At 60.5% G+C, this 26,820-nt stretch carries 25 protein-coding genes; 6 read left to right on the forward strand and 19 right to left on the reverse strand.

The features are described 5' to 3' along the window. Positions 1 to 86: 86 nt before the first annotated feature. The 5 genes from ACM1ZW_RS07200 to ACM1ZW_RS07220 form a co-directional block, all read right to left on the reverse strand. Complete coding sequence (locus tag ACM1ZW_RS07200) at positions 87 to 1,112, reverse strand: putative 2-aminoethylphosphonate ABC transporter substrate-binding protein (protein WP_017341316.1); 1,026 nt, start codon at positions 1,110 to 1,112, stop codon at positions 87 to 89. Positions 1,113 to 1,152: 40 nt separating this feature from the next. Next, a complete protein-coding gene (locus ACM1ZW_RS07205; protein ID WP_416740356.1) occupies positions 1,153 to 2,877 on the reverse strand; it encodes a putative 2-aminoethylphosphonate ABC transporter permease subunit in 1,725 nt (574 codons plus the stop codon). Next, positions 2,877 to 3,953: a putative 2-aminoethylphosphonate ABC transporter ATP-binding protein gene (locus tag ACM1ZW_RS07210; RefSeq protein WP_017341318.1), complete on the reverse strand. Its 1,077-nt coding sequence runs from the start codon at positions 3,951 to 3,953 to the stop codon at positions 2,877 to 2,879. Before ACM1ZW_RS07210 ends, ACM1ZW_RS07205 begins: the two co-directional genes overlap by 1 nt. 238 nt (positions 3,954 to 4,191) lie before the next feature. Further along, the gene (locus ACM1ZW_RS07215) at positions 4,192 to 5,055 is read right to left on the reverse strand and encodes a LysR family transcriptional regulator (protein WP_414880142.1); all 864 of its coding nucleotides are present in this window, start codon (positions 5,053 to 5,055) and stop codon (positions 4,192 to 4,194) included. A gap of 16 nt (positions 5,056 to 5,071) precedes the next feature. Further along, complete coding sequence (locus tag ACM1ZW_RS07220) at positions 5,072 to 7,351, reverse strand: heavy metal translocating P-type ATPase (protein WP_416740357.1); 2,280 nt, start codon at positions 7,349 to 7,351, stop codon at positions 5,072 to 5,074. 84 nt (positions 7,352 to 7,435) lie between these two features. Here ACM1ZW_RS07220 and cadR point away from each other — a divergent pair, with 84 nt between their 5' ends. After that, entirely contained in the window at positions 7,436 to 7,885 is a 450-nt protein-coding gene (gene cadR, locus ACM1ZW_RS07225; RefSeq protein WP_017341321.1) for a Cd(II)/Pb(II)-responsive transcriptional regulator, read from the forward strand. A 130-nt stretch (positions 7,886 to 8,015) separates the two neighbouring features. Here the strand turns inward: cadR and ACM1ZW_RS07230 are convergent, their stop codons facing one another. From ACM1ZW_RS07230 to ACM1ZW_RS07240, 3 genes are all read right to left on the reverse strand, one after another. Next, the gene (locus ACM1ZW_RS07230; protein WP_416740358.1) at positions 8,016 to 8,987 is read right to left on the reverse strand and encodes a thymidylate synthase; all 972 of its coding nucleotides are present in this window, start codon (positions 8,985 to 8,987) and stop codon (positions 8,016 to 8,018) included. Between the two features lie 48 nt (positions 8,988 to 9,035). Further along, positions 9,036 to 9,848, reverse strand: coding sequence for a prolipoprotein diacylglyceryl transferase (lgt, locus tag ACM1ZW_RS07235; protein ID WP_017341323.1), 813 nt, complete (start codon positions 9,846 to 9,848; stop codon positions 9,036 to 9,038). Positions 9,849 to 9,931: 83 nt separating this feature from the next. Then, positions 9,932 to 10,714 (reverse strand): sulfite exporter TauE/SafE family protein, encoded by a 783-nt coding sequence (locus tag ACM1ZW_RS07240; protein WP_253433382.1) that lies wholly within the window; start codon positions 10,712 to 10,714, stop codon positions 9,932 to 9,934. A 132-nt stretch (positions 10,715 to 10,846) separates the two neighbouring features. On the opposite strand from ACM1ZW_RS07240, the gene ACM1ZW_RS07245 reads away from it, so the two are divergent. Beyond that, positions 10,847 to 11,593 carry an NRDE family protein gene (locus ACM1ZW_RS07245; RefSeq protein ID WP_017341325.1) on the forward strand — a complete coding sequence of 249 codons (747 nt, stop codon included), beginning with the start codon at positions 10,847 to 10,849 and terminating at the stop codon, positions 11,591 to 11,593. A gap of 155 nt (positions 11,594 to 11,748) precedes the next feature. Here ACM1ZW_RS07245 and ptsP read toward each other — a convergent pair whose 3' ends face one another. Both ptsP and ACM1ZW_RS07255 read right to left on the reverse strand, forming a co-directional pair. Beyond that, positions 11,749 to 14,028 (reverse strand): phosphoenolpyruvate--protein phosphotransferase, encoded by a 2,280-nt coding sequence (gene ptsP, locus ACM1ZW_RS07250; RefSeq protein ID WP_017341326.1) that lies wholly within the window; start codon positions 14,026 to 14,028, stop codon positions 11,749 to 11,751. A 22-nt stretch (positions 14,029 to 14,050) separates the two neighbouring features. Continuing rightward, a complete protein-coding gene (locus tag ACM1ZW_RS07255; RefSeq protein WP_007897732.1) occupies positions 14,051 to 14,530 on the reverse strand; it encodes an RNA pyrophosphohydrolase in 480 nt (159 codons plus the stop codon). Between the two features lie 143 nt (positions 14,531 to 14,673). On the opposite strand from ACM1ZW_RS07255, the gene ACM1ZW_RS07260 reads away from it, so the two are divergent. Further along, positions 14,674 to 15,330, forward strand: a complete 657-nt coding sequence (locus ACM1ZW_RS07260) for an HAD family hydrolase (protein WP_017341327.1) — start codon at positions 14,674 to 14,676, stop codon at positions 15,328 to 15,330. Positions 15,331 to 15,378: 48 nt separating this feature from the next. Here the strand turns inward: ACM1ZW_RS07260 and ACM1ZW_RS07265 are convergent, their stop codons facing one another. Together ACM1ZW_RS07265 and ilvA are read right to left on the reverse strand one after the other, a co-directional pair. Then, positions 15,379 to 15,804: a DUF2269 domain-containing protein gene (locus ACM1ZW_RS07265; protein ID WP_017341328.1), complete on the reverse strand. Its 426-nt coding sequence runs from the start codon at positions 15,802 to 15,804 to the stop codon at positions 15,379 to 15,381. A 39-nt stretch (positions 15,805 to 15,843) separates the two neighbouring features. Continuing rightward, positions 15,844 to 17,358 (reverse strand): threonine ammonia-lyase, biosynthetic, encoded by a 1,515-nt coding sequence (gene ilvA, locus ACM1ZW_RS07270; protein WP_017341329.1) that lies wholly within the window; start codon positions 17,356 to 17,358, stop codon positions 15,844 to 15,846. A gap of 341 nt (positions 17,359 to 17,699) precedes the next feature. Between ilvA and rpiA the strand changes: the two genes are divergently transcribed. After that, the gene (gene rpiA, locus ACM1ZW_RS07275) at positions 17,700 to 18,374 is read left to right on the forward strand and encodes a ribose-5-phosphate isomerase RpiA (RefSeq protein ID WP_017341330.1); all 675 of its coding nucleotides are present in this window, start codon (positions 17,700 to 17,702) and stop codon (positions 18,372 to 18,374) included. 128 nt (positions 18,375 to 18,502) lie between these two features. Here the strand turns inward: rpiA and ACM1ZW_RS07280 are convergent, their stop codons facing one another. From ACM1ZW_RS07280 to ACM1ZW_RS07295, 4 genes are all read right to left on the reverse strand, one after another. Continuing rightward, positions 18,503 to 19,420 (reverse strand): SdiA-regulated domain-containing protein, encoded by a 918-nt coding sequence (locus ACM1ZW_RS07280; RefSeq protein WP_017341331.1) that lies wholly within the window; start codon positions 19,418 to 19,420, stop codon positions 18,503 to 18,505. A 116-nt stretch (positions 19,421 to 19,536) separates the two neighbouring features. Then, on the reverse strand, positions 19,537 to 20,466 hold the full coding sequence (locus ACM1ZW_RS07285) for an SdiA-regulated domain-containing protein (RefSeq protein ID WP_416740359.1): 930 nt from the start codon (positions 20,464 to 20,466) through the stop codon (positions 19,537 to 19,539). Between the two features lie 249 nt (positions 20,467 to 20,715). Continuing rightward, positions 20,716 to 21,381 carry a fumarylacetoacetate hydrolase family protein gene (locus ACM1ZW_RS07290; RefSeq protein ID WP_416740360.1) on the reverse strand — a complete coding sequence of 222 codons (666 nt, stop codon included), beginning with the start codon at positions 21,379 to 21,381 and terminating at the stop codon, positions 20,716 to 20,718. A gap of 37 nt (positions 21,382 to 21,418) precedes the next feature. Continuing rightward, positions 21,419 to 22,813, reverse strand: a complete 1,395-nt coding sequence (locus ACM1ZW_RS07295) for an FAD-binding oxidoreductase (protein WP_031319170.1) — start codon at positions 22,811 to 22,813, stop codon at positions 21,419 to 21,421. 204 nt (positions 22,814 to 23,017) lie between these two features. Here ACM1ZW_RS07295 and serA point away from each other — a divergent pair, with 204 nt between their 5' ends. After that, positions 23,018 to 24,247: a phosphoglycerate dehydrogenase gene (serA, locus tag ACM1ZW_RS07300; RefSeq protein ID WP_017341335.1), complete on the forward strand. Its 1,230-nt coding sequence runs from the start codon at positions 23,018 to 23,020 to the stop codon at positions 24,245 to 24,247. Positions 24,248 to 24,310: 63 nt separating this feature from the next. Here the strand turns inward: serA and ACM1ZW_RS07305 are convergent, their stop codons facing one another. Beyond that, complete coding sequence (locus ACM1ZW_RS07305) at positions 24,311 to 24,736, reverse strand: DUF4399 domain-containing protein (protein WP_416740805.1); 426 nt, start codon at positions 24,734 to 24,736, stop codon at positions 24,311 to 24,313. A 136-nt stretch (positions 24,737 to 24,872) separates the two neighbouring features. Between ACM1ZW_RS07305 and ACM1ZW_RS07310 the strand changes: the two genes are divergently transcribed. Next, on the forward strand, positions 24,873 to 25,457 hold the full coding sequence (locus ACM1ZW_RS07310; protein ID WP_414883045.1) for a transporter substrate-binding domain-containing protein: 585 nt from the start codon (positions 24,873 to 24,875) through the stop codon (positions 25,455 to 25,457). Between the two features lie 134 nt (positions 25,458 to 25,591). On the opposite strand, the gene ACM1ZW_RS07315 is transcribed toward ACM1ZW_RS07310, so the two are convergent. After that, positions 25,592 to 26,077, reverse strand: a complete 486-nt coding sequence (locus ACM1ZW_RS07315; RefSeq protein ID WP_414880137.1) for a DUF523 domain-containing protein — start codon at positions 26,075 to 26,077, stop codon at positions 25,592 to 25,594. Between the two features lie 2 nt (positions 26,078 to 26,079). Beyond that, positions 26,080 to 26,712, reverse strand: a complete 633-nt coding sequence (locus ACM1ZW_RS07320; protein WP_414883044.1) for a 2OG-Fe(II) oxygenase — start codon at positions 26,710 to 26,712, stop codon at positions 26,080 to 26,082. Between the last annotated feature and the right edge of the window lie 108 nt (positions 26,713 to 26,820).

Here is a 26,820-nt window from a genome sequence, read left to right on the forward strand (position 1 = left end):
CCCGCTGGTCGCGAAGCGGCCCCAAAATAAGGGCCTGCTGCGTAGTCCAGCGGGAGCAAGCTCCCTCGCCACAGGATGTGAGTCAGTTACTTGGCAGCCACTTTCTCGGACTTGCCGTCATAGCGCTTGCGCCACTCGGTCAGGATCTCGTCGCGATTCTTCGACGCCCAGGCAAAGTCGTTCTTGATCAAACGCTGCTCGTAATCCGCCGGCAGTTCAGTCTGCGGCTTGGCAATCCCCGGCTGCGCAAGCACCGCGAAGTTCTCTTTATAGAGCTCCATCGCCGCCGGACTGGCCGAGAAGTCAGCCAGTTTCTTCGCCGCGTCTTCATGCGGTGTGCCCTTGATCACAGCCGTCGCTTCAATTTCCCAGCCCAGGCCTTCTTTCGGCAAAATGATGTCCAGCGGCGCACCCTGGCGCTTCAACTGAACAGCCGGGTATTCAAAGGAAATACCAATCGGGAACTCCCCCGCCGCTGCCAGTTTGCAAGGCTTGGAGCCGGAGTGAACGTACTGGCCGATGTTCTGGTGCAGGTCGTCCATGTACTGCCAGCCCTGCTTCTCACCGAAGGTTTGCAGCCAGGCGCTGACATCGAGGAAACCGGTGCCGGACGAGGCCGGGTTGGGCATGACGATCTTGCCTTTGTACTCAGGCTTGGTCAGGTCCTGCCAGCTCACGGGTTTGGTCAAACCCTGTTTTTCCGCTTCGACGGTGTTGAAGCAAATGGTCGCGGCCCACACGTCCATGCCGACCCAGGCTGGCGGGTTGGCGGCGTCGCGGTAGTTGCCGCCGATCTTGCCCAGGTCTTTCGGCGCGTAGCTTTGCAGCATGCCTTGCTGATCGAGGATCGCCAGGCTCGATGCGGCAAGACCCCAGACGGCGTCAGCCTGTGGCCGGGCTTTTTCGGCCAGCAGCTTGGCGGTGATGATACCGGTGGAGTCGCGTACCCACTTGATCTCGACGTCCGGGTTGGCCTTTTCGAAGGCTTCTTTGTAGGTCTTCAATTGTTCGGCTTCGAGGGCGGTGTACACCGTCAACTCGGTTTTCGCCGCGAAGGCGTTCAGGCTGAAAGCGGTGAGGACAGCAGCGGCCAGGGCCATAGGCTTGAACATGATCTTTTCCTGTTTGAGTTGAGGTTTGCGGGATGGGAAATCAGTGACCGGGTGCGGTCTGGCGCCACGCCTGGGAACGGCGCAGCAAACCGCGCGAGGCCCAGGCCAGCAGCAGGGACACGCCCGCCGAGGTGAACAGAATCAGGGTCGACATCGCCGCCGCGCCGCCGACGTTGCCGGCGTCATCCATGTTCAGCACCGCCACCGCCGCAAGAATGGTGTCGGGGCTGTAGAGGAAGATCGCCGCCGAAACGGTGGTCATGGCCGAGACGAACAGATAGCGCACGATGTCCAGCAGCGCCGGCAGGCAAATCGGTACGGTGACCCGCAAGTAATGCCGATACAGCGGCGCCTTGAGCGACAGCGCGGCGGCTTCGAACTCGGCGTCGAGCTGGCGCAGCGCGGTGGTCGCGGTCATTTGCGCGGTGGTCAGATAGTGAGCAATGGTGCAGACCACCAGCAGGGTCATGGTTCCGTAAAGCACATGCAGCGGGTTGTCGGTGAGGTTGAAAAAGAACACGTAACCCAGGCCCAGCACCAGCCCTGGCACCGCCATCGGTACGAAACTGAGCATGCGCAATGTCAGATTCAGTCCGCGCTGGCCTTTGGTTTTTTCCATCAGGTACGCGCCGGTGAAGATCAACGCACTGCCGATCAACGCCGTGCACAGGGCCATCTTCACGCTGTTGCCGTAGGCCAGCCAGCCACCGCCCGCCGTGTCGTTGAACTGGTAATGGTTGAGCGACAGCGACAGGTTGTACGGCCAGAATTTCACCAGCGACGAGAACACCGCCATGCCGAACACCAGCAGCAATACCGCGCAGATCAGCAGCACGATGGCGAGATAGAAGCCGTCGCGCAGTTTCGATGGTGCAGGTTGAAAGACCTGCGCCCGACCGCTCATGGAGTCGCCGTGACGCCGACGCAACCAGGCATCGACACCGAAGCTGAACAGCGCCGGCAGCAACAGGACCATGCCGATCAATGCACCGCGACCGAACTGTTGCTGGCCGACCACGGCTTTGTAGGCTTCCAGTGCCAGCACCTGATAATCGCCGCCGACCACCACGGGCACACCGAAGTCGGTGATGGTCAGGGTGAAGACGAGGCAGAACGCCGCGAACACCGCCTGACGCGTCGCCGGCCAGGTGATGCTGCGGAAGGCTTTGGCCGGACTGGCGCCCATGCTGGAGGCGGCATCGAAGAGGCGCGCATCCGCCAGGGACAGGGCCGACAGCAAAATCATCAAGGCGTGTGGGAAGGTGTAGATCACCTCACCGAGAACGATGCCCCAGAAGCCGTAGATATTGTCCGAGAGCAAACCACGCAACAGGCCCTGGTTGCCGAACAGGTAAACCAGCGCAATCCCCGGCAACATCGAAGGCGCCATCAATGGCAACAACGACAGGCCACGCCAGAGGCCTTTGCCCGGTATCAACGTGCGTTGCAGGGCGTAGGCAAACAGGTAGGCCAGCGGTACGACAATGGCCGCCACGCTGAGGGAAACTTTCAGGCTGTTGCCGAGCAACCAGTGGAAATTCGCACTGGTGACCAGTTCACGCGCAGCCACCAGACCACCGCCCTGCCCGGCCTCCGGACTGAAGCCACGCCAGAAGATCGCCAGCAATGGCATCAACACGGCGATGCCGAGCAACACCAGCAACAAGACTTTGCCGCCGACCACGAACACCCGGTCGCCGATCTCGGCGCGGGAGGCCTGCCGAACCTGCTTGTGCGGTATCGGCAGCGCGATGTTCGCGCTCATCAGGCAAACACCTGCAGGCTGCGCGGCGGCAAGGCGACCATGATCTGCTGGGCGCCGAGTCGCGGCATGGCTTCCGGCGCCAGTTCCGCGAGCAAGGCGTGGCCCGGCAGTTGATCGAGTTCGAAACTCATTCGGCAGCGGTTGCCGAGGAAGGTGATTTCGCGAACCTTGGCCGGGAACAGGTTTTCCTCATGCACCAGCGGGTTGACATTGATCGCTTCAGGGCGACAGAACAAACGGCCCGAGGCGGTTTTGGCGCTGCCGTCTGCCAGGCGCAGGCTCATCCCGCCGACCTGGGCGTGACTGTCGCTGCTGCGGCTGAATGGCAACCAATTGCCCTGACCGACAAACTCCGCCACGAACGGCGTGGCCGGACGATCGTAGATTTCCTGTGGCGTGGCGTACTGCTCAACCTTGCCGTTGTTCATCACCGCGATGCGGTCAGCCATCAGCATGGCCTCGTCTTGATTGTGCGTGACCATCAGGGTGGTGATGCCGAGGCTGCGTTGAAGTTGACGCAGTTCGGTGCACAAGTGCTCGCGGACCCGGGCGTCGAGGGCCGACATTGGTTCGTCCAGCAACAACAACGACGGCGCCGGCGCCAGGGCGCGGGCCAGTGCGACACGTTGCTGCTGACCGCCGGACAATTGGCCGGGGTACTTTTTCTCACTGCCGATCAGGCCGACCAGCTCCAGCATCTGACCGACGCGCTTGCGCACTTCATCGCGACCGCTGCCGGCAAGGCCATAGGCAATGTTCGCTTCGACAGTGAGATTGGGGAACAGCGCGTAGGACTGGAACAGAATGCCGTAGTCCCGAGCCTGCGGTGCCAGGTGGGAAACGTCGCGATCACCGAGGTACAACTCGCCGCTGTCCTGTTTCTCCAGACCGGCGATGCAACGCAACAGCGTGGTTTTGCCACAACCCGACGGGCCCAGCAGGCACACCAGTTCACCGGCCGCCACGTCGAGGGAAACGTTATCCAGCGCAGTAAAGGCGCCGAAGCGTTTCTGCACGCCACGCACCCTCATCGGGGCGCCGGGATTGGTCAGGGCAGTTGCGATCGAGTGGTTCATGGACAGGCCTCATCAAGCAGATGAAGGCCATCCTAAGGAGGCAATGCGTCCGTCATGTGGCAGTGAGGCAAAAACGGCCGATAGTGGTATTCGGGGATTTGGGTTGGATAGCACAGGCAATGAATAACCTGTGGCGAGGGAGCTTGCTCCCGTTGGATTGCGCAGCAGGCCCCTTCTTTTCAGGGGAAAGGAGGCCGCTTCGCAGCCCGGCGGGAGCAAGCTCCCTCGCCACAGGGATTTATGCTGGGGCCATTTCCTGCGCCAGGCCGAGAAATGCTGCCGGCAGACGCGCACCCTTTCGCTCCTTGAGGCAGTACAAATACTCCGGAATCTGCGGCGCGTTCTCGAGGGTCAGCACACGCAATTGCGGATCATGCGGCACTTCCTGCCGGGCAATGATGCTGATCCCGATGTTGCGCAGCACCGCCTCGCGGATCGATTCACGGCTACCAATCTCCAGCAACGGCCCGAAACTCACCCCGGCGGTGGCCAGCAACTCCTCGGTCAGACGCCGGGTGGTCGAGCCCGGCTCGCGCATCAATAAGGTATGCCCGGCCAACGCGCTGAGCGGCACATGATCGTGCACCGCCAACGGGTGATGGCGATGCACCGCCAACACCAACGGATCGCTGCCAAGGACCCGGCGAATCAGGCGCGCGTCGTCGAGCAGTTGCGAGGACGCGGCGACATCGACCCGGTAATCCTCCAAGGCTTCCAGCACCTGCTGCGAATTGCCGATTTCCACCGACACTTCCACTTGCGGCAAGCGCTCGCGAAAGGTCTTCACCAGATCGAGAATGTAATACGGAGCGGTGGCGGCGATGCGCAACGTGCCCTGGACCTGGCCGCTGTTGCGCAGGAAAAACTCGATGTCGGCTTCCTGCTGCAATAGCGCCTTGACCATCGGCAGCAACCGCGCACCTTCATCGCTGACGCTGAGGCGGCGGCCGCCACGGTAAAACAGCTCGACCGAGTACTGGCTTTCCAGATTGCGGATCTGCGTGGTGACCGTGGGCTGGCTCAGGCCGAGCTTTTTCGCCGCCAGGGTAATGCTGCCCAGGCGGGCCACCATGTAAAACGCCTTCAGCTCGGCACTCAGCACACCCGCTCCTCATCGATTATTTGCGCAACAGACGCAAACCGTTGAACACCACCAACAGGCTCACGCCCATGTCGGCGAACACCGCCATCCACATGGTGGCGATCCCGGCGAAGGTTACCCCAAGAAAGATAGCCTTGATGACCAAAGCGAGGGCGATGTTCTGTTTGAGGATGCTCGACGTCTGCCGCGACAAACGTATGAACGTGGGAATCTTGCGCAGATCGTCGTCCATCAGGGCGACATCGGCGGTTTCGATGGCAGTATCGGTGCCGGCCGCGGCCATCGCAAAACCGATTTCCGCCCGGGCCAGTGCCGGAGCATCATTGATGCCGTCGCCGACCATGCCAACGTTATGACCCTGTGCATAAAGGGCTTCGATGGCTTGCAGTTTGTCGGTCGGCAGCAGATCACCCCTGGCCTCGTCGATGCCGACTTGCGCAGCAATCGCCTGGGCGGTGTGGACGTTGTCGCCGGTGAGCATCAGGGTCTTGATGCCCAGATCGTGCAGCTGCTGGATCGCCTCACGGCTGGATTCCTTGACCGTATCGGCCACGGCGAACAGCGCCAGCGGACCGGAGTTGTCGAGCAACAGCACCACGGACTTGCCCTGTTTCTCCAGTGCAAACAGCTTTTCTTCCAGCTCTGGCGAGCACAGGTTCAGCTCTTCCACCAGGCGGTGGTTGCCCAAGTGGTAAGTCTTCCCGTCGATCTCACCGCGTACCCCGCGACCGCCCAGTGCTTCGAAGTTATGCACAACGAGCGGCGCAGAGGTTTTATCCACTGCGGCGTTAGCAATCGCCAACGACACCGGGTGGTCCGAGCGTCCGGCCAACGCCGCTGCAATTGCCGGCGCCGAGGCATCGGCCGTGGGATCAAGCGACAGGTAATCCGTCTGAACCGGCTTGCCGTGGGTGATCGTGCCGGTCTTGTCCAGCGCCAGATAGTCGAGTTTGTAGCCACCCTCCAGGTACACGCCGCCCTTGACCAGAATCCCTTTGCGCGCCGCCGCCGCGAGGCCGCTGACGATGGTCACCGGGGTGGAAATCACCAGTGCGCAGGGGCATGCGACCACCAGCAATACCAGCGCGCGGTAGATCCAGTCGAACCAGACTGCGCCCATGAACAGCGGCGGAATCACTGCCACCGCGAGGGCAAAGATGAACACGGCGGGGGTGTAGATTTTCGAAAACTGGTCAACGAAGCGTTGGGTCGGTGCTCGTGCGCCTTGCGCCTGTTCCACGGCGTGGATGATCCGGGCCAGGGTCGAATGGTTTGCGGCGGCGGTTACGGAAAACTCCAGAGATCCCGCCTGGTTGATAGTGCCGGCGAACACCTTGTCGCCAATGGTTTTCTCAACCGGCAGGCTTTCCCCGGTGATCGGCGCCTGATTGATGGTCGAACTGCCCGATATGACTTCGCCGTCCAGACCAATCCGCTCACCGGGCCGCACCCGCACCCGGGCGCCCGGCTCGATGGATTTCACGTCTTGCAAGATCCAGCTGCCATCGGCCTGCAACACCGTGGCCTGTTCCGGGGTCATCTGCATCAAGCCGCTGATGGCGTTACGCGCGCGGTCCAGGGACTTGGCCTCGATCAACTCGGCCACGGTGAACAGGAACATCACCATCGCCGCTTCCGGCCACTGTCCGATCAGGATCGCGCCGGTCACCGCGATGCTCATCAATGCATTGATGTTCAGGTTGAGATTTTTCAGCGCGATCCAGCCCTTCTTGTAGGTGCTGAGACCGGCGCTGAGGATCGAGATCAACGCGATAACCGCCACGACCCAATTGGGCGCCGCGCTGGTGAAGTGAATCACTTCGGCGGCGAGCGCGGTCACGCCGGACAACGCCAATGGCCACCACGGCTTTTTCTCGGGCGCTGGAACTGGCGCTTCGACGCCCTGCTCCAGCGGCTCGGCCTGCATGCCGAGGGACTTGATTGCGTCGATGATCGGCGCGGTGCTCGGCAGGTCGTGGGTCACGCCCAGCACGCGGTTGATCAGGTTGAATTCGAGCTGCTGCACACCCGCGAGCTTGCCGAGTTTGTTCTGGATCAGCGTCTGCTCGGTCGGACAGTCCATCGCGTCGATGCGGAAACTGCTCAACCGCGCGTTGGCAGTTGAGTTTTCACTGAGCTTGATCAGCGACGGCGCCGCCGCTTTGGAAGAACAGCAGGAATCCCCGTGACCGCCATGGTCATGCTTCTGCACAGGCTGCAGCTTGTGGCCGTGATCGTGATCGTGATCGTGATCGTGATCAGCCTCGGGTTTGTGGGTGTGAAGGGAATCGCTCATTGGTTGCGTCCATGAAGGTGCCTGTTGCCAAGTAAAGACCCTGTAGCCACTATAGGGTCAAGCACCCATTTGGAGATTGCCGTCATGAAGATCGGAGAACTGGCGAAACTCACCGACTGCGCCGTGGAAACCATCCGCTACTACGAGCGCGAAAACCTGCTGCCGGAGCCGGCCCGCAGTGACGGCAACTACCGCGTCTACACCCAGGCCCATGCCGAGCGCCTGACTTTCATCCGCAACTGCCGCACCCTCGACATGACGCTGGAGGAGATTCGCAGCCTGCTGGCCTTGCGCGACAGCCCGCAGGATCAATGTGAGAGCGTGAATGCGCTGATCGACGAACATATTCATCACGTCAAAGCACGGATCGACGGGCTGCTGGCGTTACAGGCGCAACTGCTCGACCTGCGCCAACGCTGTGGCGAAGGGCCGGATATTGATCAGTGCGGGATTTTGCAGCGGCTGGAAGTGAGTGGCGGTGTGGTAGCGACGGAGGTTGAACAGTCGCATGTGGGCCGAAGCCACGGCCACTAAGCACATCCCAAAACCCAATGTGGGAGCTAGCTGCCTGCTAGCGATAGCGCTTTTTCAGTCACATCAGTGTTGGATGTGCCGTCGCTATCGCTAGCAGGCTAGCTCCCACAGGGGTATGGCGTGCAGATTGTCAGACCGCCATCGGCGCGGTCATTGGGGCGTGATGCTCGTAACCCTCGAGCGAAAAATCACTCGGCTCGATCAACTCCAGCCATTCCGGCTGATAAACACCCGTCTTGGCGAACTCCGGCACACGATCACTGATCACCAGTTTCGGCATCGGGAAAGGCTCGCGCTTGAGCTGTTCGTTCAGCATGTCCAGATGGTTTTCGTAGACGTGCGCATCACCGATGAAATAGGTGAACCAGCGCGGCGTGTAGCCGGTCAGGCGACCGATCAGGCTCAGCAGCGCGGCACCTTCGGTGAGGTTGAACGGCGTGCCCAGGCCCAGGTCGTTGGAGCGGATGTAGAGCGTCAGGGAGATTTCCCTGGTCTCGACATTCGGGTGGAACTGGTACAGCAAGTGGCACGGCGGCAGAGCCATTTCATCGAGTTGCGCAACGTTCCAGCCGTGGAACAGGATGCGGCGGCTGCCGGGGTCCTTGATGATGGTGTCGACGCACTGACGGATCTGGTCGATCGCCTTGTACAGCACCACGTAGGCCTGACCGTCTTCTTCACCTTCGGCGATCTGACGATAGCCCTGGCTCAGGGTCTGCTCGATAGCAGCCTTATTGCTGACCGGGATCTGCTTGTACGCCGGCCATTTGCGCCATTGCACGCCGTAGATCTCGCCGAGGTCGTCCTCACCCTGACGGAACGGGTTGGCCAGCCACTGCGCGTTTTCGTTGGCGTTCTGGTCCCAGACCTTGCAGCCCAACGCGCGAAATTCCGCAGCGTTGTTCACTCCACGCAGGAAGCCGCACATCTCGCCGATGGCCGATTTGAAGGCCATCTTGCGCGTGGTGATCGCCGGGAACCCTTCCTGCAGGTCATAACGCAGCATCGCGCCGGGAAAACTGATGGTGTTCACGCCAGTGCGGTTGGCTTGTTTGGTGCCGCTCTTGATGACGTGGGCGACCAGTTCGAGATATTGCTTCATGAGTTACCTGTGTCCTTGAAACCGGAGCCGTCGCTCCGGTATTCGAATTTATACGGCTGCCGCTGGAGTCGCCGGGGCGCGGTGATACGCCAGCCAGATCAGGAACAGACCGCCGACGATCATCGGCACGCAGAGCACCTGGCCCATGGTCAGCCAGTTCCAGGCCAGATAGCCCAGTTGCGCGTCCGGCACGCGGACGAATTCGACGATGAAGCGGAAAATGCCATAGAACAGCGCGAACATCCCGGACACCGCCATGGTCGGCCGCGGTTTACGCGAGAACAGCCACAGGATCAGGAACAGCGCCACGCCTTCCAGCGCGAACTGATACAGCTGCGACGGGTGACGCGGCAACTGCGCCGGGTCGCTGAACGGCGGGAAGATCATCGCCCACGGCACGTCGGTCGCCTTGCCCCACAATTCGGCATTGATGAAGTTGCCGATACGCCCGGCGCCCAGGCCGATCGGCACCATTGGCGCGACGAAGTCCATCAGTTGGAAGAACGACTTGTTGTTCTTTTTACCGAACCACAACGCCGCCAGCATCACGCCGATGAAACCGCCGTGGAACGACATGCCGCCCTTCCACACTTCGAAAATCAGCGTCGGGTTGGCCAGATAAGCACTCAGATCGTAGAACAGCACATAGCCCAGGCGACCGCCGACGATCACACCCATCGACATCCAGAAGACCATGTCGGAGAGTTTCTCCTTGGTCCAGGTCGGGTCGAAACGGTTGAGCCGGCGCGACGCCAGCAGCCACGCACCGCCGATGCCGATCAGGTACATCAGGCCGTACCAGTGGATTTTCAGCGGACCGATGGCCAGGGCCACCGGGTCGATCTGCGGGTAAGGCAGCATTGCGACTCCTCGTTAGAGTTGAAACCTTCAAAATTCCCGGGCGACGCTGCCACCTCAGGATTAAGCCAGGATTGTGCGGTGCGTCAGATCAGGAAACTCAAACCTACGCAGAACAGCAAAGCGGCGAACAGTCTTTTCAGCAACTTCGGCGACAGCCTGTGGGCCAATCGCGCACCGAGGCGGGCGAAAACCATGCTGGTCAGGGCGATCCCCAGCAGCGCCGGCAAATAAATAAAACCGAGACTATGGGCCGGCAGCAACGGATCGTGCCAGCCCAGAATCATGAAACTTAATGCACTGGCCAGCGCAATGGGCAGGCCGCACGCCGATGACGTCGCCACCGCTTGTTGCATCGGCACACTGCGCCAGGTCAGGAACGGCACGGTCAGCGAACCGCCGCCAATCCCGAAAATCGCCGAGGCCCAGCCAATCACGGTGCCGGCCAGGGTCAGACCGACTTTTCCCGGCACCGTTCGGCTGGCCTTGGGTTTGACGTCCAGCATAAGCTGCACGGCGATGATCAGGGCAAACACGCCGATGATTTTCTGCAGGTTGGGCCCGGAGATCGCTTCGGCGGTCAGCGCTCCGAAACCGGCACCCAGCAGAATGCCGACGGTCATCCAGGCAAAGATCGGCCAACGCACGGCACCGCGGCGATGGTGTTCGCGCACCGCGTTGACCGAGGTGAAAATGATCGTCGCCAGGGAGGTGCCGACCGCCAGGTGAGTCAGGATCGACGCATCGAAGCCCTGCAGGGTGAAACTGAACACCAGCACCGGAACGATGATGATCCCACCGCCCACGCCAAACAGCCCGGCGAGCACTCCGGCACAGGCGCCGAGCGCCAGATAGAGCAGAAATTCCATGCTGTTTCCCCACCCAACCCCAAAACCGGAGCGGCATGGTAACGGATGCATGGCCTTGGGCTCCACTGGATGGCGATGGATACCAGCACCATGACTGCGTAGAGTGGGCAAAAAACACACAAGGACCACCTTATGTGCCTGATTGTCTTTGCCTGGCGCCCGGGTCATGCCCAGCCGCTGATCGTGGCGGCCAACCGCGACGAATTCTATGCCCGGCCCAGCCTGCCCCTGGCGCAGTGGCCCGAAGCACCTCAGGTCCACGCCGGTCGCGACCTGGAAGCCGGTGGCACCTGGCTTGGTGTCGGCGCTAACGGGCGCTTCGCCGCCCTGACTAATATCCGCGACCCTCATCAACCGCCCGCGCGGAAATCCCGGGGTGAGCTCGTCGCGCAATTTCTCAATGGCGAAATGCCGATTGATGATTACTTGGCCGACGTTGTCAGACGTTCGCTGGAATATGCCGGATTTAACCTGCTTATCGGCAACGCCAACGAGCTGTGGCATTACAACGCACAGGGAACTGAGGCAGTGATGCTGCAGCCGGGCGTTTACGGTTTATCGAATGCGGGACTGGATACGCCGTGGCCGAAGTTGCTCAAGGCGCGGGCAGCGTTGGAGATGGTTCTGGATAATCCGCAGCCTGAGGCGTTGTTGGCGTTGCTGAGTGATGCGCAGGTGGCGCCGTTTGCGGAGCTGCCCGACACCGGGGTGGGTTTGGCGACCGAGACGCTGTTATCGAGTGTGTTTATTGCCAGCCAGAGTTACGGGACGCGGGCGAGTACGGCGTTGATTGTTCATGCCGACGGGACGCGGCATCTGGTTGAACGGAGTTTCGGGCCGTATGGCGGGCATTTGGGGGAAGTTGAGGTCAGGATTTGACAATAAATTGTGGCGAGGGAGCTTGCTCCCGCTCGACTGCGTAGCAGCCGCAAAATGGCAGATGAAGTTTTCCGAAAGAAAACATTGGCCAGATTGGGAGCGCTTCGCACTCCAGCGGGGGAGCAAGCTCCCTCGCCACAAGGGTCCTCAGTATTTCAGAGCGGTTTGATCGCCGCCGGATTGATCATCCGCGCCAACCCGAGGTTCTTCAGCGCCAACTGCAGCGAACTGTGGATCACTTGCGGGTTGTCGATGGTCATCAGCTCCGCGAGCAGTTCCTTGGCCTTGCTCAGGTTGATCTGACGCAGCATCCACTTCACTTTCGGCAGGTTGGTGGCGTTCATCGACAGGCTGTCAAAGCCCATCGCCATCAACAGCACCGCCGCCGCCGGGTCACCGGCCATTTCACCGCAGATGCTCACCGGCTTGCCTTCGGCATGGGCGTCACGCACCACGCTTTGAAGGGCTTGCAGCACCGCCGGGTGCAGGTAGTCGTAGAGGTCGGCTACCCGCGGGTTGTTTCGGTCCACCGCCAGCAGGTACTGGGTCAGGTCGTTGGAGCCGACCGACAGGAAATCCACTTGCCGTGCCAGTTCCTTGGTCTGATACACCGCCGCCGGGATCTCGATCATCACGCCGATCGGCGGCATAGGTACGTCGCAGCCTTCATCGCGGACTTCACCCCAGGCCCGGTGAATCAGGTGCAGGGCTTCTTCGAGTTCATGGGTGCCGGAGATCATCGGCAACAGAATCCGCAGGTTGTTCAGGCCTTCGCTGGCCTTGAGCATCGCGCGGGTCTGCACCAGGAAGATTTCCGGGTGGTCGAGGGTGACGCGAATGCCGCGCCAGCCGAGGAACGGGTTGTCTTCCTTGATCGGGAAGTAAGACAGCGATTTGTCACCGCCGATGTCCAGGCTGCGCATGGTCACCGGTTGCGGATGGAACGCGGCGAGTTGCTCGCGGTAGATCGCCAACTGCTCCTTTTCGCTCGGGAACCGCTGGTTGATCATGAACGGCACTTCGGTGCGGTACAGACCGACACCCTCGGCGCCGCGCTTCTGCGCCCGCGCCACGTCCGCCAGCAGGCCGGTGTTGACCCACAGCGGCATGCGGTGGCCATCGACGGTCACGCACGGCAAGTCGCGCAATGCATCCAGCCCGAGGGCCAGTTGTTTTTCTTCCTCGACCACTTCGGCGAACTGCTTTCGCAGTACTTCGCTGGGGTTGGTGTAGACCTCACCGTGATAGCCGTCGACGATCATCTGAATGCCGTCGACCTTGGAATACGGCAGGTCGACCAGGCCCATCACCGTCGGGATGCCCATGGCGCGCGCGAGAATTGCCACGTGGGAGTTGCCGGAGCCAAGTACCGACACCAGGCCCGCCAGCTTGCCTTCCGGCACCTCGCCGAGCATCGCCGGCGTCAGTTCTTCGCTGATCAGAATGGTGTTGTCGGGGTAGACCAGGGTCTGCTGGCGCTCTTCCTGCAAGTAGGCAAGCAAGCGGCGGCCGAGGTCCTTGACGTCCGAGGCGCGTTCACGCAGGTAGGCGTCGTCCATCAATTCGAAACGATTGACATGATCGGTGACCACCTGGCGCAGCGCGCCCTGGGCCCACTGACCGGTCTTGATCACAGTGGTCACTTCGTTGCCCAGCGCGGCGTCGTCGAGCATCATCAGATACACGTCGAACAAGGCCCGCTCTTCGGGGCGCAGCTGCGTGGCCAATTTGGCCGACAGCGCACGCATGTCGGCGCGCACGCCTTCGATGGCGGTCTTGAACAGCCCGAGTTCAGCTTCGATGTCGACGATGGTCTTGTCCGGCACCACATCCAGATCGGCCGGAGGCAACATGACCACCGCCGTACCGACCGCCGCACCCGGCGAGCCCGGCACACCGACGAACTTGGCTTCCTGAATCCCTTTGCCCTGACGGCCCAGCCCCCGAATCGAACCGGTGGCCTCGGCGTGGGCGATAACGCCGGCGAGCTGCGCGCTCATGGTCACGAGGAAGGCTTCTTCACCCTCATCGAACTGGCGGCGTTCTTTTTGCTGAATGACCAACACGCCGACGACGCGGCGGTGGTGAATGATCGGCGCCCCGAGGAATGAGGCATAGCGCTCTTCACCGGTCTCGGCGAAGTAGCGGTAGCGCGGGTGATCCGCGGCGTTTTCGAGGTTAAGGGGTTCTTCACGCGTGCCGACCAGGCCGACCAGACCTTCGTTGGGTGCCATGCTGACTTTGCCGATCGAGCGCTTGTTCAAGCCCTCGGTCGCCATCAGCACGAAGCGGTTGGTCTCGGGGTCAAGCAGGTAGACCGAGCAGACCTGGCTGCCCATGGCCTCTTTGACGCGCAACACAATAATCCCCAACGCCGCCTTGAGATCCTTGGCGGAGTTAACTTCCTGGACGATCTTGCGCAGCGTATTGAGCATGGCTCGGGGTCGAACTCCGTCGTCAGTCGCGCGCTAAAAGGCGCGGGGCAAGCTCTTTGAGAGCGCGTCGATACACCTCGCGCTTGAATGTCACCACCTGGCCCAACGGATACCAATAGCTGACCCAGCGCCAGCCATCGAATTCCGGTTTACCGGTCAAATCCATCCGCACCCGCTGCTCGTTGGAGATCAGGCGCAGGAGAAACCATTTCTGTTTCTGGCCGATGCACAGCGGTTGGCTGTGAGTACGGACCAGACGTTGCGGCAAACGATAGCGCAACCAGCCCCGGGTGCAGGCGAGAATTTCAACATCTTCACGCTCCAGACCCACTTCTTCGTTCAACTCGCGGTACAAGGCGTCTTCCGGCGTCTCCTGGGGGTTGATACCACCCTGTGGAAACTGCCAGGCATCTTGATTGATACGGCGAGCCCATAGCACCTGTCCGGCATCATTCGTGAGAATGATCCCGACATTGGGGCGGAAACCATCGGGGTCGATCACGGCAACAACCTCGCAAACGCATGTCGCCGCATTGTTCCACAAAGGTTGTGAAGGCAGCAACGAGCCGGCTTAGCTTATGTGCACTCTTGTGAAAAGTCCGTATTCTGGACACCTTTCTACAGACTTTTCAGCGAGTAACTGCAATGCGGCTGGCTTTATTCGACTTGGACAACACCCTTCTGGGCGGCGACAGTGACCACGCCTGGGGCGATTACCTGTGCGAACGCGGCTTCCTCGACGCCGTTGCCTACAAGGCACGCAACGATGAGTTCTATCAGGATTACCTGGCCGGCAAGCTGGATAACGACGCCTACCTGAACTTTTGCCTGGAAGTCCTTGGCCGCACCGAAATGGCCACGCTGGATCAATGGCACCTCGATTACATGCGCGACTGCATCGAGCCGATTGTGTTGCCCAAGGCGATCGATCTACTGGCCCAGCATCGTGAAGCGGGTGACAAGCTGGTGATCATCACCGCGACCAACCGCTTTGTAACCGGTCCGATTGCCGAGCGTTTGGGCGTTGAAACCCTGATCGCCACCGAATGTGAAATGGTCGATGGCCGTTATACAGGGCGCAGCACCGACATCCCGTGCTTCCGTGAAGGCAAAGTGACACGGCTGAGTCGCTGGCTGGAAGAAACCGGGCATTCGCTGGAAGACAGTTACTTCTATAGCGACTCGATGAACGACTTGTCGTTGCTGGAGCAGGTGGCGAATCCGGTGGCGGTTGATCCGGATCCGAACTTGCGAGCCGAGGCCGAGAAGCGTGGCTGGCCGGTGATCAGTCTGCGCGACTGAAATCGCCATCGCGGGCTTGCCCGCGATGGGGGTCGACTCGCCCAAGCCTTAAACCGGCTTCGCGCCCATCAATCCCGCAATCGCGACAAAACAAACAAAGCTGAACAGTGCCAGTGCAAAGGTGAACCTGCCGTTGCCTCCCGGCGCAGTGCGCAGCCTGTTCAGCCGCACCAGCAACCAGAACCAGCCCAACGCCGCCACGGTGTAGAGCACGCTGGACCCCAGCAACCACGTCTGCCCCAGCGGCCAGCCCACCAGGTGCACCATCCACCAGCCGGTAAACGGCATGCTCAGCAACGCCACGCCCATCAGTAGCCAGACGAACACTCGTGGCCGCTGGAGCGTGCGCGCCGCAGCAGTCGTATCGCCATTACGCCGCGTTCGCCAAACCCATATCCCCAGGCCCAGTGCACAGCCCAACAATATTGCCGTCGCCGCGGTGTGGGCCATTTTCAGGGCAGTTAACGTTTCCATTGTTCGATTTCCTTATGACCTGCCCATCAGCGTAGCCCCTCAGCCAAGAAACAGCTGATAGGCCGGGTTGTCGCTCTCGTCCCAGTACGGGTAGCCGATTTCTTCCAGCGCCGCCGGCACCAGATGACGTTCCTCGTGAGGCACTTGCAGGCCCGCGACCACACGACCATCCGCCGCGCCGTGGTTGCGGTAATGGAACATCGAAATGTTCCAGCGCCCGCCCAGCTTGCTGAGGAAGTTGAACAGCGCGCCCGGCCGCTCCGGAAATTCAAAACGCAGCACCACTTCATCGACCACCTGCGCCGCGCGGCCGCCAACCATGTGCCGGATGTGCAACTTGGCCAGTTCGTTGTCGGTCAGGTCCAGCACCGGAAAACCCTGCTCGGTCAGGCTGGCGAGCAACGCACTGCGCGGGTCGTTTTCCGGGTGCGTCTGCACGCCAACGAAGATGTGCGCTTCGCTGCCGGTGTTGTAGCGGTAGTTGAATTCGGTGATCTGGCGCTTGCCGATGGCTTCGCAGAACGCCTTGAAGCTGCCCGGCTTCTCGGGAATGGTCACGGCGATAATGGCCTCGCGGCCCTCACCCAGCTCGGCGCGTTCGGCGACGTGACGCAAGCGGTCGAAGTTGACGTTGGCGCCGGAGTCGATGGCCACGAAGGTGTGACCTGTGACGGCGCGCTGCTCGACGTACTTCTTGATCCCGGCCACGCCCAAAGCGCCGGCAGGTTCAGTGATCGAGCGGGTATCGTCGTAGATATCCTTGATGGCCGCGCAGATCTCGTCGGTGCTGACCGTGATCACTTCATCGACATAGTCTTTGCAGATATCGAAGGTGTGCTGACCGATCTGAGCGACCGCGACGCCATCGGCGAAGATGCCCACGGTCGGCAGCACCACGCGCTCGCCGGCGGCCATGGCCGCTTGCAGGCAATTGGAATCGTCCGGCTCGACGCCGATGATTTTGATTTCCGGGCGCAGGTATTTCACGTACGCCGCGATACCGGCGATCAGCCCGCCGCCGCCCACCGGAACGAAGATCGCGTCCAGACGCCCAGGGTGCTGGCGCAGAATCTCCATGGCCACCGTGCCCTGCCCGGCAATGGTGTGGGGATCGTCGTACGGGTGAATGTAGACGTAGCCTTTTTCGTCGACCAGTTTCAGCGAGTAGGCCAGGGCTTCCGGAAACGAATCCCCGTGCAGCACGACTTTGCCGCCTCGGGAACGCACACCTTCGACTTTGATCTCGGGAGTGGTTTTCGGCATGACGATGGTGGCTTTCACGCCCAGCACTTTCGCCGCCAGGGCCAGGCCCTGCGCGTGATTGCCCGCCGAAGCGGTCACTACGCCGCGAGCGCGCTCTTCATCGCTCAGCTGCGTGAGCTTGTTGTAGGCCCCGCGAATCTTGAACGAGAACACCGGCTGCAAGTCTTCACGCTTGAGCAAAATACTGTTGCCCAGCCGCTCGGAGAGCTGGCGGGCAGTCTGCAATGGGGTTTCTACGGCAACGTCATAAACGCGCGAGGTGAGGATCTTTTTGACGTACTGTTCGAGCATCGGAAAGCATCACTGAGCGGGTTGGGCAGGGCCATGGAGTCTAACCCGGCTTTCGGCCGGGCGACCACACTAAACCGGTGGTTTTAAGGCCAGGCACATACCTTGTGGCGAGGGAGCTTGCTCCCGCTCGGCTGCGCAGCAGTCGCAAACCCTGCTGGCGCGGTATGCCGGAAGGCATGCGAGAGGACCGCTTCGCGCTCCAGCGGGAGCAAGCTCCCTCGCCACAAGACTCTGCTCGCTCAGACATACCGTCGCACCCGCCAATCGGGCAATGACCTTCCCCGCCCCGAAGCCTATAATGCCCGCCTTTCGTTTCCCCTCTTCGGCACCTCGGAGCCCGCATGACCCAGGATCAACTCAAACAGGCAGTGGCTCAGGCCGCCGTCGACTTCATCCTCCCGAAACTCGACGACAAGAGCATCGTCGGGGTCGGCACCGGCTCCACTGCCAACTGCTTCATCGATGCTTTGGCCCAACATAAAGGTGCATTCGACGGCGCCGTCGCCAGCTCCGAAGCCACCGCCGCGCGCCTCAAGGGCCATGGCATTCCGGTGTATGAGCTGAACACCGTCAGCGACCTGGAGTTCTACGTGGACGGCGCCGATGAAAGCGACGAGCACCTGAACCTGATCAAGGGCGGCGGCGCGGCCCTGACCCGCGAGAAGATCGTCGCGGCCGTGGCCAAGACCTTCATCTGCATCGCCGACGCCAGCAAACTGGTGCCGGTGCTCGGCGCGTTCCCGCTGCCGGTGGAAGTGATCCCGATGGCCCGCAGCCATGTGGCTCGCGAGCTGGTGAAGCTCGGCGGCGACCCGGTTTACCGTGAAGGCGTGTTGACCGACAACGGCAACATCATTCTGGATGTGTTCAACATGCAGATCACCAACCCGGTGGAGCTGGAGTCGCAGATCAATGCGATCGTCGGCGTGGTGACCAATGGGTTGTTCGCGGCGCGTCCGGCGGATTTGCTGTTGCTGGGCACCAGCGAAGGCGTGAAAACCCTCCGCGCCCAATAATCAGACACGCAGATAAACCCTGTGGGAGCGAGCCTGCTCGCGATAGCGGTCTTTCAGTCAACATCTCTATCGACTGACACGACCTCATCGCGAGCAGGCTCGCTCCCACATTGGTTTAGGGGTGTTGGTTAGTTTTGCGTTGGTTTTTTGAAGACGTAGAACAGGTTCGGCTCGCTCACCAGGTACATCGTGCCGTCGTCATCCATGGCGATGCCTTCCGCTTGTGGCACCGTCTTCTGCAACCCCTGACGCCCCTTGTTCAATGACATGGTGCTCAGTGGTCGCCCGTCCACGTCCAGCTCCAGAATCAGTCGCGACTCGTCGGACAGCGCCAGCAAATGGCCGCTGCGTTCGTCGTATTGCAGACTCGACAGGTCTCGGACAAACATCCCGGCATCGCGCTTGGGGTTGTTGACCACGTGCACCGCGTAAGATTTTTCCGGGTTGTAATGCGGGAAACCCTGCACTTCATAAATCAGCATCGGGTCGCGTTCCTTGGCGACAAACAGGCGTTTGCCTACCGAATCGTAGGCCAGGCCTTCGAAGCCCTTGTTGCCGCTCATGTGCACGCCCAGGGTCATTTGCTCGGCTTCCGCTGCGTCGAGGAACGTGGTGTCCTTTTCCAGATGAATCTTGATCAGCCGTTGCTGGCGCTCGTCAGTGATCACATACGTGTCGGCGCTGATGAACTCCACTGCCTCCGGATCACCGAAGCCGACCAGCGAGATACGCCGAATGATCCGGCCTTCCAGCGACAGCTCGATCAGTTCGGAGTTTTTGTTGGTGACGGTGAACAGGCTTTTGCGCACCGGATCAAAGGTCAGCGCCGACACATCGTCGTCCAGGCCTTCGATGACCCGACCCTCGACCGCGACCTGATAGTGACCCAGGCCGATGGACTGTTCGCTCTCAGCCTGCCAAAGCGTGTGCAGATTGAACCAGGTGCGCTCGAACAGCCGCAGGTACTGGCCGATCGCAACCAGCACGATCAGCGCAATTACCAGCACAATCAGCATCAGGGGTTTGGGACGGGCAAGTCGGCGCATTCAGGCAAGCTCGGAATCAGGACGGGTGGATGAAATACCACGGCAGTCTGAATTGAAGCTTAATGGCCATTAGCCTGGGCCTACAACTGAGCGTCGCGTTTCCTACAAAAATCGAATCAGTGCTGCTTTTCGAATCGATAGAACAGGTTAGGCTCGCTCACCATGTACAGCGTGCCATTGTCATCCATGGTCACGCCTTCGGCGCGAGGAATGGTCTTCTTCAGGCCATTGAAGCCCCCCAGCAAGGTCATGAAACTGACCTGCTCGCCCTTCTCGTCCAGCTCCAGCAGCAAGTGGGAGTCAGCGGACAGCACCAGCGTGTGCCGGGTGCGCGGGTCAATGGCCAGGGCCGAGAGGTTGCGGATGTCCAGTTCGTCACTGGCAAGCTTCTGCTTGTCGCCGGTGAGTGTCTGACCGTCGGCGCTTTTCCAGGTGAACAGTGCCGGTGGCCGTTCCTCACCCAGCAGCATTTGTTGATTGCGTGCATCCCAGACCATCGCTTCGAAGGCTTTGTTCTGGTCTTTCGACGGACCGAGGTCGTACTTCGGGAAGTTGGCGATGTTCAACTCACGGGTATCGGCGTCGACCTTGACGATGGTCAGCAAGTGCTCACGCTCATCGACGATGGCCAGCAGGCCGTTGCCCATGACCGTCACGGCTTCCGGATTGCTCCAGCCCACCAGCGGCATCTTGCGCAACACATCGCCTTGCAACGTCAGCTCGACCAGGAACGGGTTTTTGCCCATCACCGAGAACAGGGTTTTGGTTTGAGGGTTGTAGGCCAGGTCGGACGCTTCGTCCTTTTCCATCCCCGACAATGGCTTGGCATCGATTACCGCGCGGTATTCCGGGAGCCAGATACTTTCCTGGCGTTCGGTTTGGCTTTCGAAACGCTCCAGCACCCAGAGCACACCGCGGTCATCCCAATGCATCGCAAACGCAAGGCCATACGCGGCGGCCACGGCCAGCAACAGCCAGTAATACCAGCGCATGAAAAAGCGCGGGCGCCGGGCAGTTTTAAGCGTGGGCAGCGATTGGATGGCCATCAAGGGATGCGTTCCAGAAATTCAGGCTAAGGGTAATAGCACAATTGGGACCGGCTCAGACGCCGGATTCCGCGGAATTATCCAGACAAGATGTGAAAAAAACGGCAAATGGCGGGATTGCCCTTTTTCGGCCGACCACAAAAACCAATGCGGGAGCAAGCCTGCTCGCGATGAGGCCGTGTCAGTCGACAAAGATGTTGAATGACAGACCGCCATCGCGAGCAGGCTCGCTCCCACAGGGTGTTGCGGTTAGCGGACGCTGCTTGTGAAGCTGCTGGCGCCCGGCAATTCGATAACCAGCTCATCACCGACATTCAGCGGACCCACGCCAACCGGCGTGCCAGTCAGGATCACATCACCGGCCTGCAGCGAGAAGCAGCCGGCCATGTGCTGGATCATCGGCACGATCGGGTTGAGCATCGCGCTGCTGTTGCCATCCTGGCGGACTTCGCCGTTGATGGTCAGGCGAATGCCGATGTCAGTCAGGTCGGCAAAGGTGCTGCCGGACACGAACGGGGCAATCACTGCGGCACCGTCGAAAGACTTGGCGATTTCCCATGGCAGGCCCTTGGATTTCAGCTCGGCCTGCTTGTCGCGCAGGGTCAGGTCCAGCGCCGGGGCGAAACCTGAAATGGCATCCAGCACTTCTTCACGGCTTGGCTTCGTCGACAAAGGCTTGCCGATCAACACCGCGATTTCCGCTTCGTAATGCACCGAGCCACGCTCGGTTGGAATGGTAAAACCATCTTCCAGCGGCACCACGCAACTGCCCGGCTTGATGAACAGCAGCGGCTCTGTAGGCACCGGGTTGTCCAGTTCCTTGGCGTGTTCGGCGTAGTTGCGGCCGATGCACACCACTTTACCCAATGGAAAGTGGATACGCGTTCCATCGACATACTGGTGCTGATAGCTCATTGACCGACTCCTGGTTCGTAGCTCTTAAGTTCGAAAGTCAAACAGCGAAAATCTTGCCCGGGTTCATGATGCCGTTCGGGTCGAACACCGCTTTGACGGCTTTCATGTACTCGATCTCAACCGGCGAGCGGCTATAGGTCAAGTAATCACGCTTGGTCATGCCCACGCCGTGTTCGGCGGAAATCGAACCGTTGTACTTCTCGACGGTTTCGAACACCCACTTGTTGACGGTGGCGCACTTGGCGAAGAACTCGTCCTTGCTCAGGTTATCGGGCTTGAGGATGTTCAGGTGCAGGTTGCCATCGCCAATGTGACCGAACCAGACGATTTCGAAGTCCGGGTAATGTTCGCCGACGATCGCGTCGATTTCCTTCAGAAACGCCGGGACTTTTGACACGGTGACCGAAATGTCGTTTTTGTACGGCGTCCAGTGGGAGATGGTTTCAGAGATGTATTCGCGCAGCTTCCACAGGTTCTGCAACTGGGTTTCGCTCTGGCTCATCACGCCGTCCAGCACCCAGCCCTGCTCGACGCAGTGCTCGAAGGTTTCCAGGGCGTGGTTGGCCACTTCTTCGGTGGTCGCTTCGAATTCCAGCAGTGCATAGAACGGGCAATCGGTTTCGAACGGTGCCGGCACATCGCCGCGCCCCATGACTTTGGCCAGGGCCTTGTCGGAGAAGAACTCGAAGGCCGTCAGGTCGAGCTTGCTCTGGAAGGCGTGCAACACCGGCATGATCGAGTCGAAATCGGCGGTGCCGAGCACCATCGCAGTGAGGTTTTTCGGCGCACGGTCCAGACGCATGGTCGCTTCGACCACAAAACCGAGGGTGCCTTCCGCGCCAATGAACAGCTGACGCAGGTCGTAGCCGGTGGCGTTCTTGATCAGATCGCGGTTCAGCTCCAGCACATCGCCCTTGCCGGTGACGACTTTCATGCCGGCCACCCAGTTACGGGTCATGCCGTAGCGAATGACCTTGATCCCGCCGGCATTGGTGCCGATATTGCCGCCAATCTGGCTCGAACCTGCGGAAGCGAAATCCACTGGATAGTACAGGCCTTTGTCTTCGGCGACGTTCTGCAGGTGCTCGGTGACCACACCCGGCTGGCATACAGCGGTGCGGTCGGTCAGGTTCACGTCGAGAATCTGGTTCATGTAGTCGAACGACACCACCACTTCGCCATTGGCGGCCACCGCAGCGGCGGACAGCCCGGTACGTCCGCCGGACGGCACCAGCGCCACCTTGTGCTTATTGGCCCAAAGGACGATGGCCTGGACCTGTTCGGTGGTCTTGGGAAACACAATGGCGGTCGGGGCCGGGGCGAAGTGCTTGGTCCAATCCTTGCCGTAAGCATTCAGGGAGTCGGCATCGGTCAGCACCTTGCCAGGCTCAACCAAGGTCTTCAGCTCATCAATCAGGGCAGGATTGGTCATCGACGGAACTCTCGAACAATTCATGGTCATCCTGAGAACGCTTCACGTCGCAGGAATGAGTGTTTAGCGGGGTGCATATGCTAGCATACCGACCCCGCAGGATAGTGCCCAACGGCTATTCTGCGGCGACGGCTTTCCTGCCGTCCGGGTCAGCGTCTGCTGGCTATTTCCTGCCATTTTTCTCCGGGATACAGGTTTACGCAGATGAGCAAGACTTCTCTCGATAAGAGCAAGATCAAGTTCCTTCTTCTCGAAGGCGTCCACCAATCGGCTGTCGACGTTCTCAAGTCGGCGGGCTACACCAGCATCGAGTACCTCACCGGTTCTCTGCCGGAAGCTCAGCTGAAGGAAAAGATCGCTGATGCTCACTTCATCGGCATTCGCTCCCGCACTCAACTGACCGAAGAGATCTTCGATCACGCGAAGAAGCTCGTGGCTGTAGGGTGTTTCTGCATCGGCACCAACCAGGTTGACCTGAACGCTGCCCGCGAACGCGGTATCGCGGTGTTCAACGCTCCGTACTCCAACACTCGCTCCGTTGCCGAGCTGGTGCTGGCCGAAGCGATCCTGTTGCTGCGCGGCATCCCTGAGAAGAACGCTTCCTGCCACCGTGGCGGCTGGATCAAGAGCGCGGCCAACTCCTTCGAAATCCGTGGCAAGAAGCTCGGCATCGTCGGCTACGGCTCGATCGGTACGCAACTGTCGGTCCTGGCTGAAGGCCTGGGCATGCAGGTGTACTTCTACGACACCGTGACCAAGCTGCCACTGGGCAACGCGACCCAGGTCGGCAACCTGCACGAGCTGTTGGGCATGTCCGACATCGTCACCCTGCACGTTCCGGAAACCGCTGCGACCCAGTGGATGATCGGCGAGAAGGAAATCCGCTCCATCAAGAAGGGCGGCATCCTGATCAACGCCGCGCGCGGCACCGTGGTCGAGCTGCAAGCCCTGGCGGACGCGATCAAGGACAAGCACCTGATCGGCGCAGCCATCGACGTATTCCCGGTGGAGCCACGCTCCAACGACGAAGAGTTCGAAAGCCCGCTGCGTGGCCTGGACAACGTGATCCTGACCCCGCACATCGGTGGTTCCACCGCTGAGGCGCAAGCCAACATCGGTCTGGAAGTGGCAGAAAAACTGGTCAAGTACAGCGACAACGGTACTTCGGTATCGTCGGTGAACTTCCCGGAAGTGGCCCTGCCGGCTCACCCTGGCAAGCACCGCTTGCTGCACATCCACGAGAACATCCCGGGTGTGATGAGCGAGATCAACAAGGTCTTCGCCGAAAACGGCATCAACATCTCCGGTCAGTTCCTGCAGACCAACGAGAAAGTCGGCTACGTGGTCATCGACGTCGACGCCGAGTACTCGGACCTGGCGCAAGAGAAGCTGCAGCACATCAACGGCACCATTCGTTGCCGCGTGTTGTTCTGACAGCAATTTGAGCGACAAAAAAAGGAGACCTTCGGGTCTCCTTTTTCATGGCCGCTACTATCGTTACTTGACGTTGACGGTGATCTTCTCGGAAACGATCGGCGGATCGAAGGCCATGTGGCTCATGTCGCCCAACTCGAGCTGCAAGGTGTGCTTGCCCGGTGTCAGCGTCAGCTCGGTTTCTGTCTGCGCCTTGCCGAAATGAACGTGATTGGCATCTGTCGGGATGACGGCCCCTGCTGCAACGATTTCCTTGGCATCGACCAGCAAATGGTGGTGGCCCGTATTCTTGGTGGGATCGCCCGCTGGCGCCAACGCCACGTTCTTAACAGCGAACTTGATTTTGAACGTTTGCGGGACAGTACCACCATCTTTAGGAGAAACGATGGACACTTCAGCACCCTTGGGTGCCGGCGTAGCCGCACTGGCCAGCACCGAAACGCCCATCAGCAGACCGGTCAGCGCAGCACGTGACATAAAGGTTTTCATTCTCTTCTCCAGTTTTTTCATAAAATCCGCGTGACCATGACAACTTCACGGCCATTCGTTGTCGAAGGCTCTCGACAACCATAGCAAAGCGAGCCTGAATCAGCGCATCGCGATAAATGTATTCAAAGGAGTGACCATGCGCTTTCTGCCTGGCCTGATCTGCCTGCTACCCCTTCTGAGCCCTTTGGCTCATGCCGAACTGATTGATGATGTAAACGACCGCGGCGAATTGCGCATTGCCCTTGAGGCTAATACACCGCCCTTCAATTTCAAGGACGACGGCCAACTCAGTGGCTTCGAAGTCGAGTTGGGCCATCTGCTGGCCAACGAGCTGGATGTGCGGGCCGACTTTGTCGTCACCGACTCCAGCGATCTGTTGTCCGGCGTCGAAAGCGGCAAGTACGACGTCGCCATCAACCACATAGCAGTGACCCCGGAACTCAAGGATCGTTTCGACTTCAGCGAACCTTACATTCAGGCCGATGCGCAGTTGATCGCTCAGAAAGAAGAGCCTCGCTCCATCCTGCTGGTGCAATCGCTGACGGACGAAAAACCGAAAGCCAGCCCTCCTGTCGAGCTGGCGATTCCGTTTCAGAAGGGTAACCCGGCGTTCCACGCCAGCCTGGAGAACGCGTTGCAGCGGATCAAGGCGGATGGGCGGATGGCGGCGCTGGAGCAGAAATGGTTTGGCGCGGATGCGAGTGTGGCGCCCAAACCCTGATCTCAGGCTGATGAACAACCCTGTGGGAACGGGCCTGCTCGCGATGAGGGCATAACACTCAACATCTTCATTGATTGTCAGACCGCTATCGCCGGCAAGCCGGTCTCGATCCCACAGTGGTTTTGTGTTGATCGCTAGCTGAGTGCTGCCAGGACCGAAGCCGCTTGCGGCAACTCCAGTTCGCTGAACACTTGCACACCATGGCGCTTGAGCAACGCAGCAGTGACGCCTTCACCGCTGACCTTCACGCCGCTGAACGAGCCGTCATAGGTCAGCAAATTCCCGCAAGACGGGCTGTTGGCCTTGAGCACGGCGATGCGGATGCCGTGTTTTTCTACCAGTTCCAGCGCCTGATAAGCGCCAGAAAGAAACTGCGCACTGACATCCTCGTCTTCGGTGGTGATCACCGAAGCCTGGCCATCAAGCACCTCCCCACCCTGCCCGCCCGGAATCTCTGCCGCCGCCCGTGGCGTCGGCAACCCGCCGGCGACCTCAGGGCACAACGGCACGACGCGACCTTCGTCGAGCCACTGTTGAAGCTGATCGAACGGCCCGCTGGCCCCGCCGTCATAACGCACGCGGTGGCCGAGCAGGCAGCGACTTACCAGGATTTTCTGCATGATCAGAACGGCTCGTTGCCACGGCGCCGGAACCAGCCGGTCAATGACAGGCGATCGCGGGTCGCGGGCAGGACTTCGTGGGGCACCTCGCCCGACAGGAACACCACCAGGCATCCGCCGGTAGGCACCACATCGTATTCGACGTCTTCCTTGAGGTACATGCGCAACTGACCGCCGTGCTCCGGCAACCAGGCGTCGTTGAGGTAGACCACCGCCGAGACCGTGCGTCGGTCGTCATCGCGGAAGCGGTCGACATGCTTGAGGTAGAAAGCGCCGGGCGGGTACATCGCAAAATGGCTTTCGAAATCTTCAAGGCCCAGATACAAGCCGCGATTCATGGCCTCGCGCAGGCTGTCCATCAACTGCAGGTAGCTGTCGCATGCCAACGCCTGACCGGGCTCGATCCACTGGATCTTGTCGCCGCGAATCCCCTCGCGAATCTCCGATGTCGGCCCGCGGCCCACGGCGGCAGGGGCCAGTTCACCCTCGGCGGCACGTTTACGGCACTCAGCGGCCAACGCCCGGGTCAGATCCAGAGGAAGGAAAATATTCTGCTGCGACCAGCCGTGTTCAGCCAGGTCATCGACGATACGTAACAGCAGCGGGTGATCAGAGGATATTTGCATGGCGCGCATAGTATTCCTGTGCCCGAAAATCCGACAGAGCCGCGCAGCGGCTTGATACGAATTCTCGACAAGTCCGTATGCCGCACGGAGAATAGTCGCCTGCTGACAGGAGTCCCT

Origin of the sequence: Pseudomonas sp. NFX71, from assembly GCF_048079215.1 — a bacterium.
Lineage (GTDB): Bacteria > Pseudomonadota > Gammaproteobacteria > Pseudomonadales > Pseudomonadaceae > Aquipseudomonas > Aquipseudomonas fluorescens_B.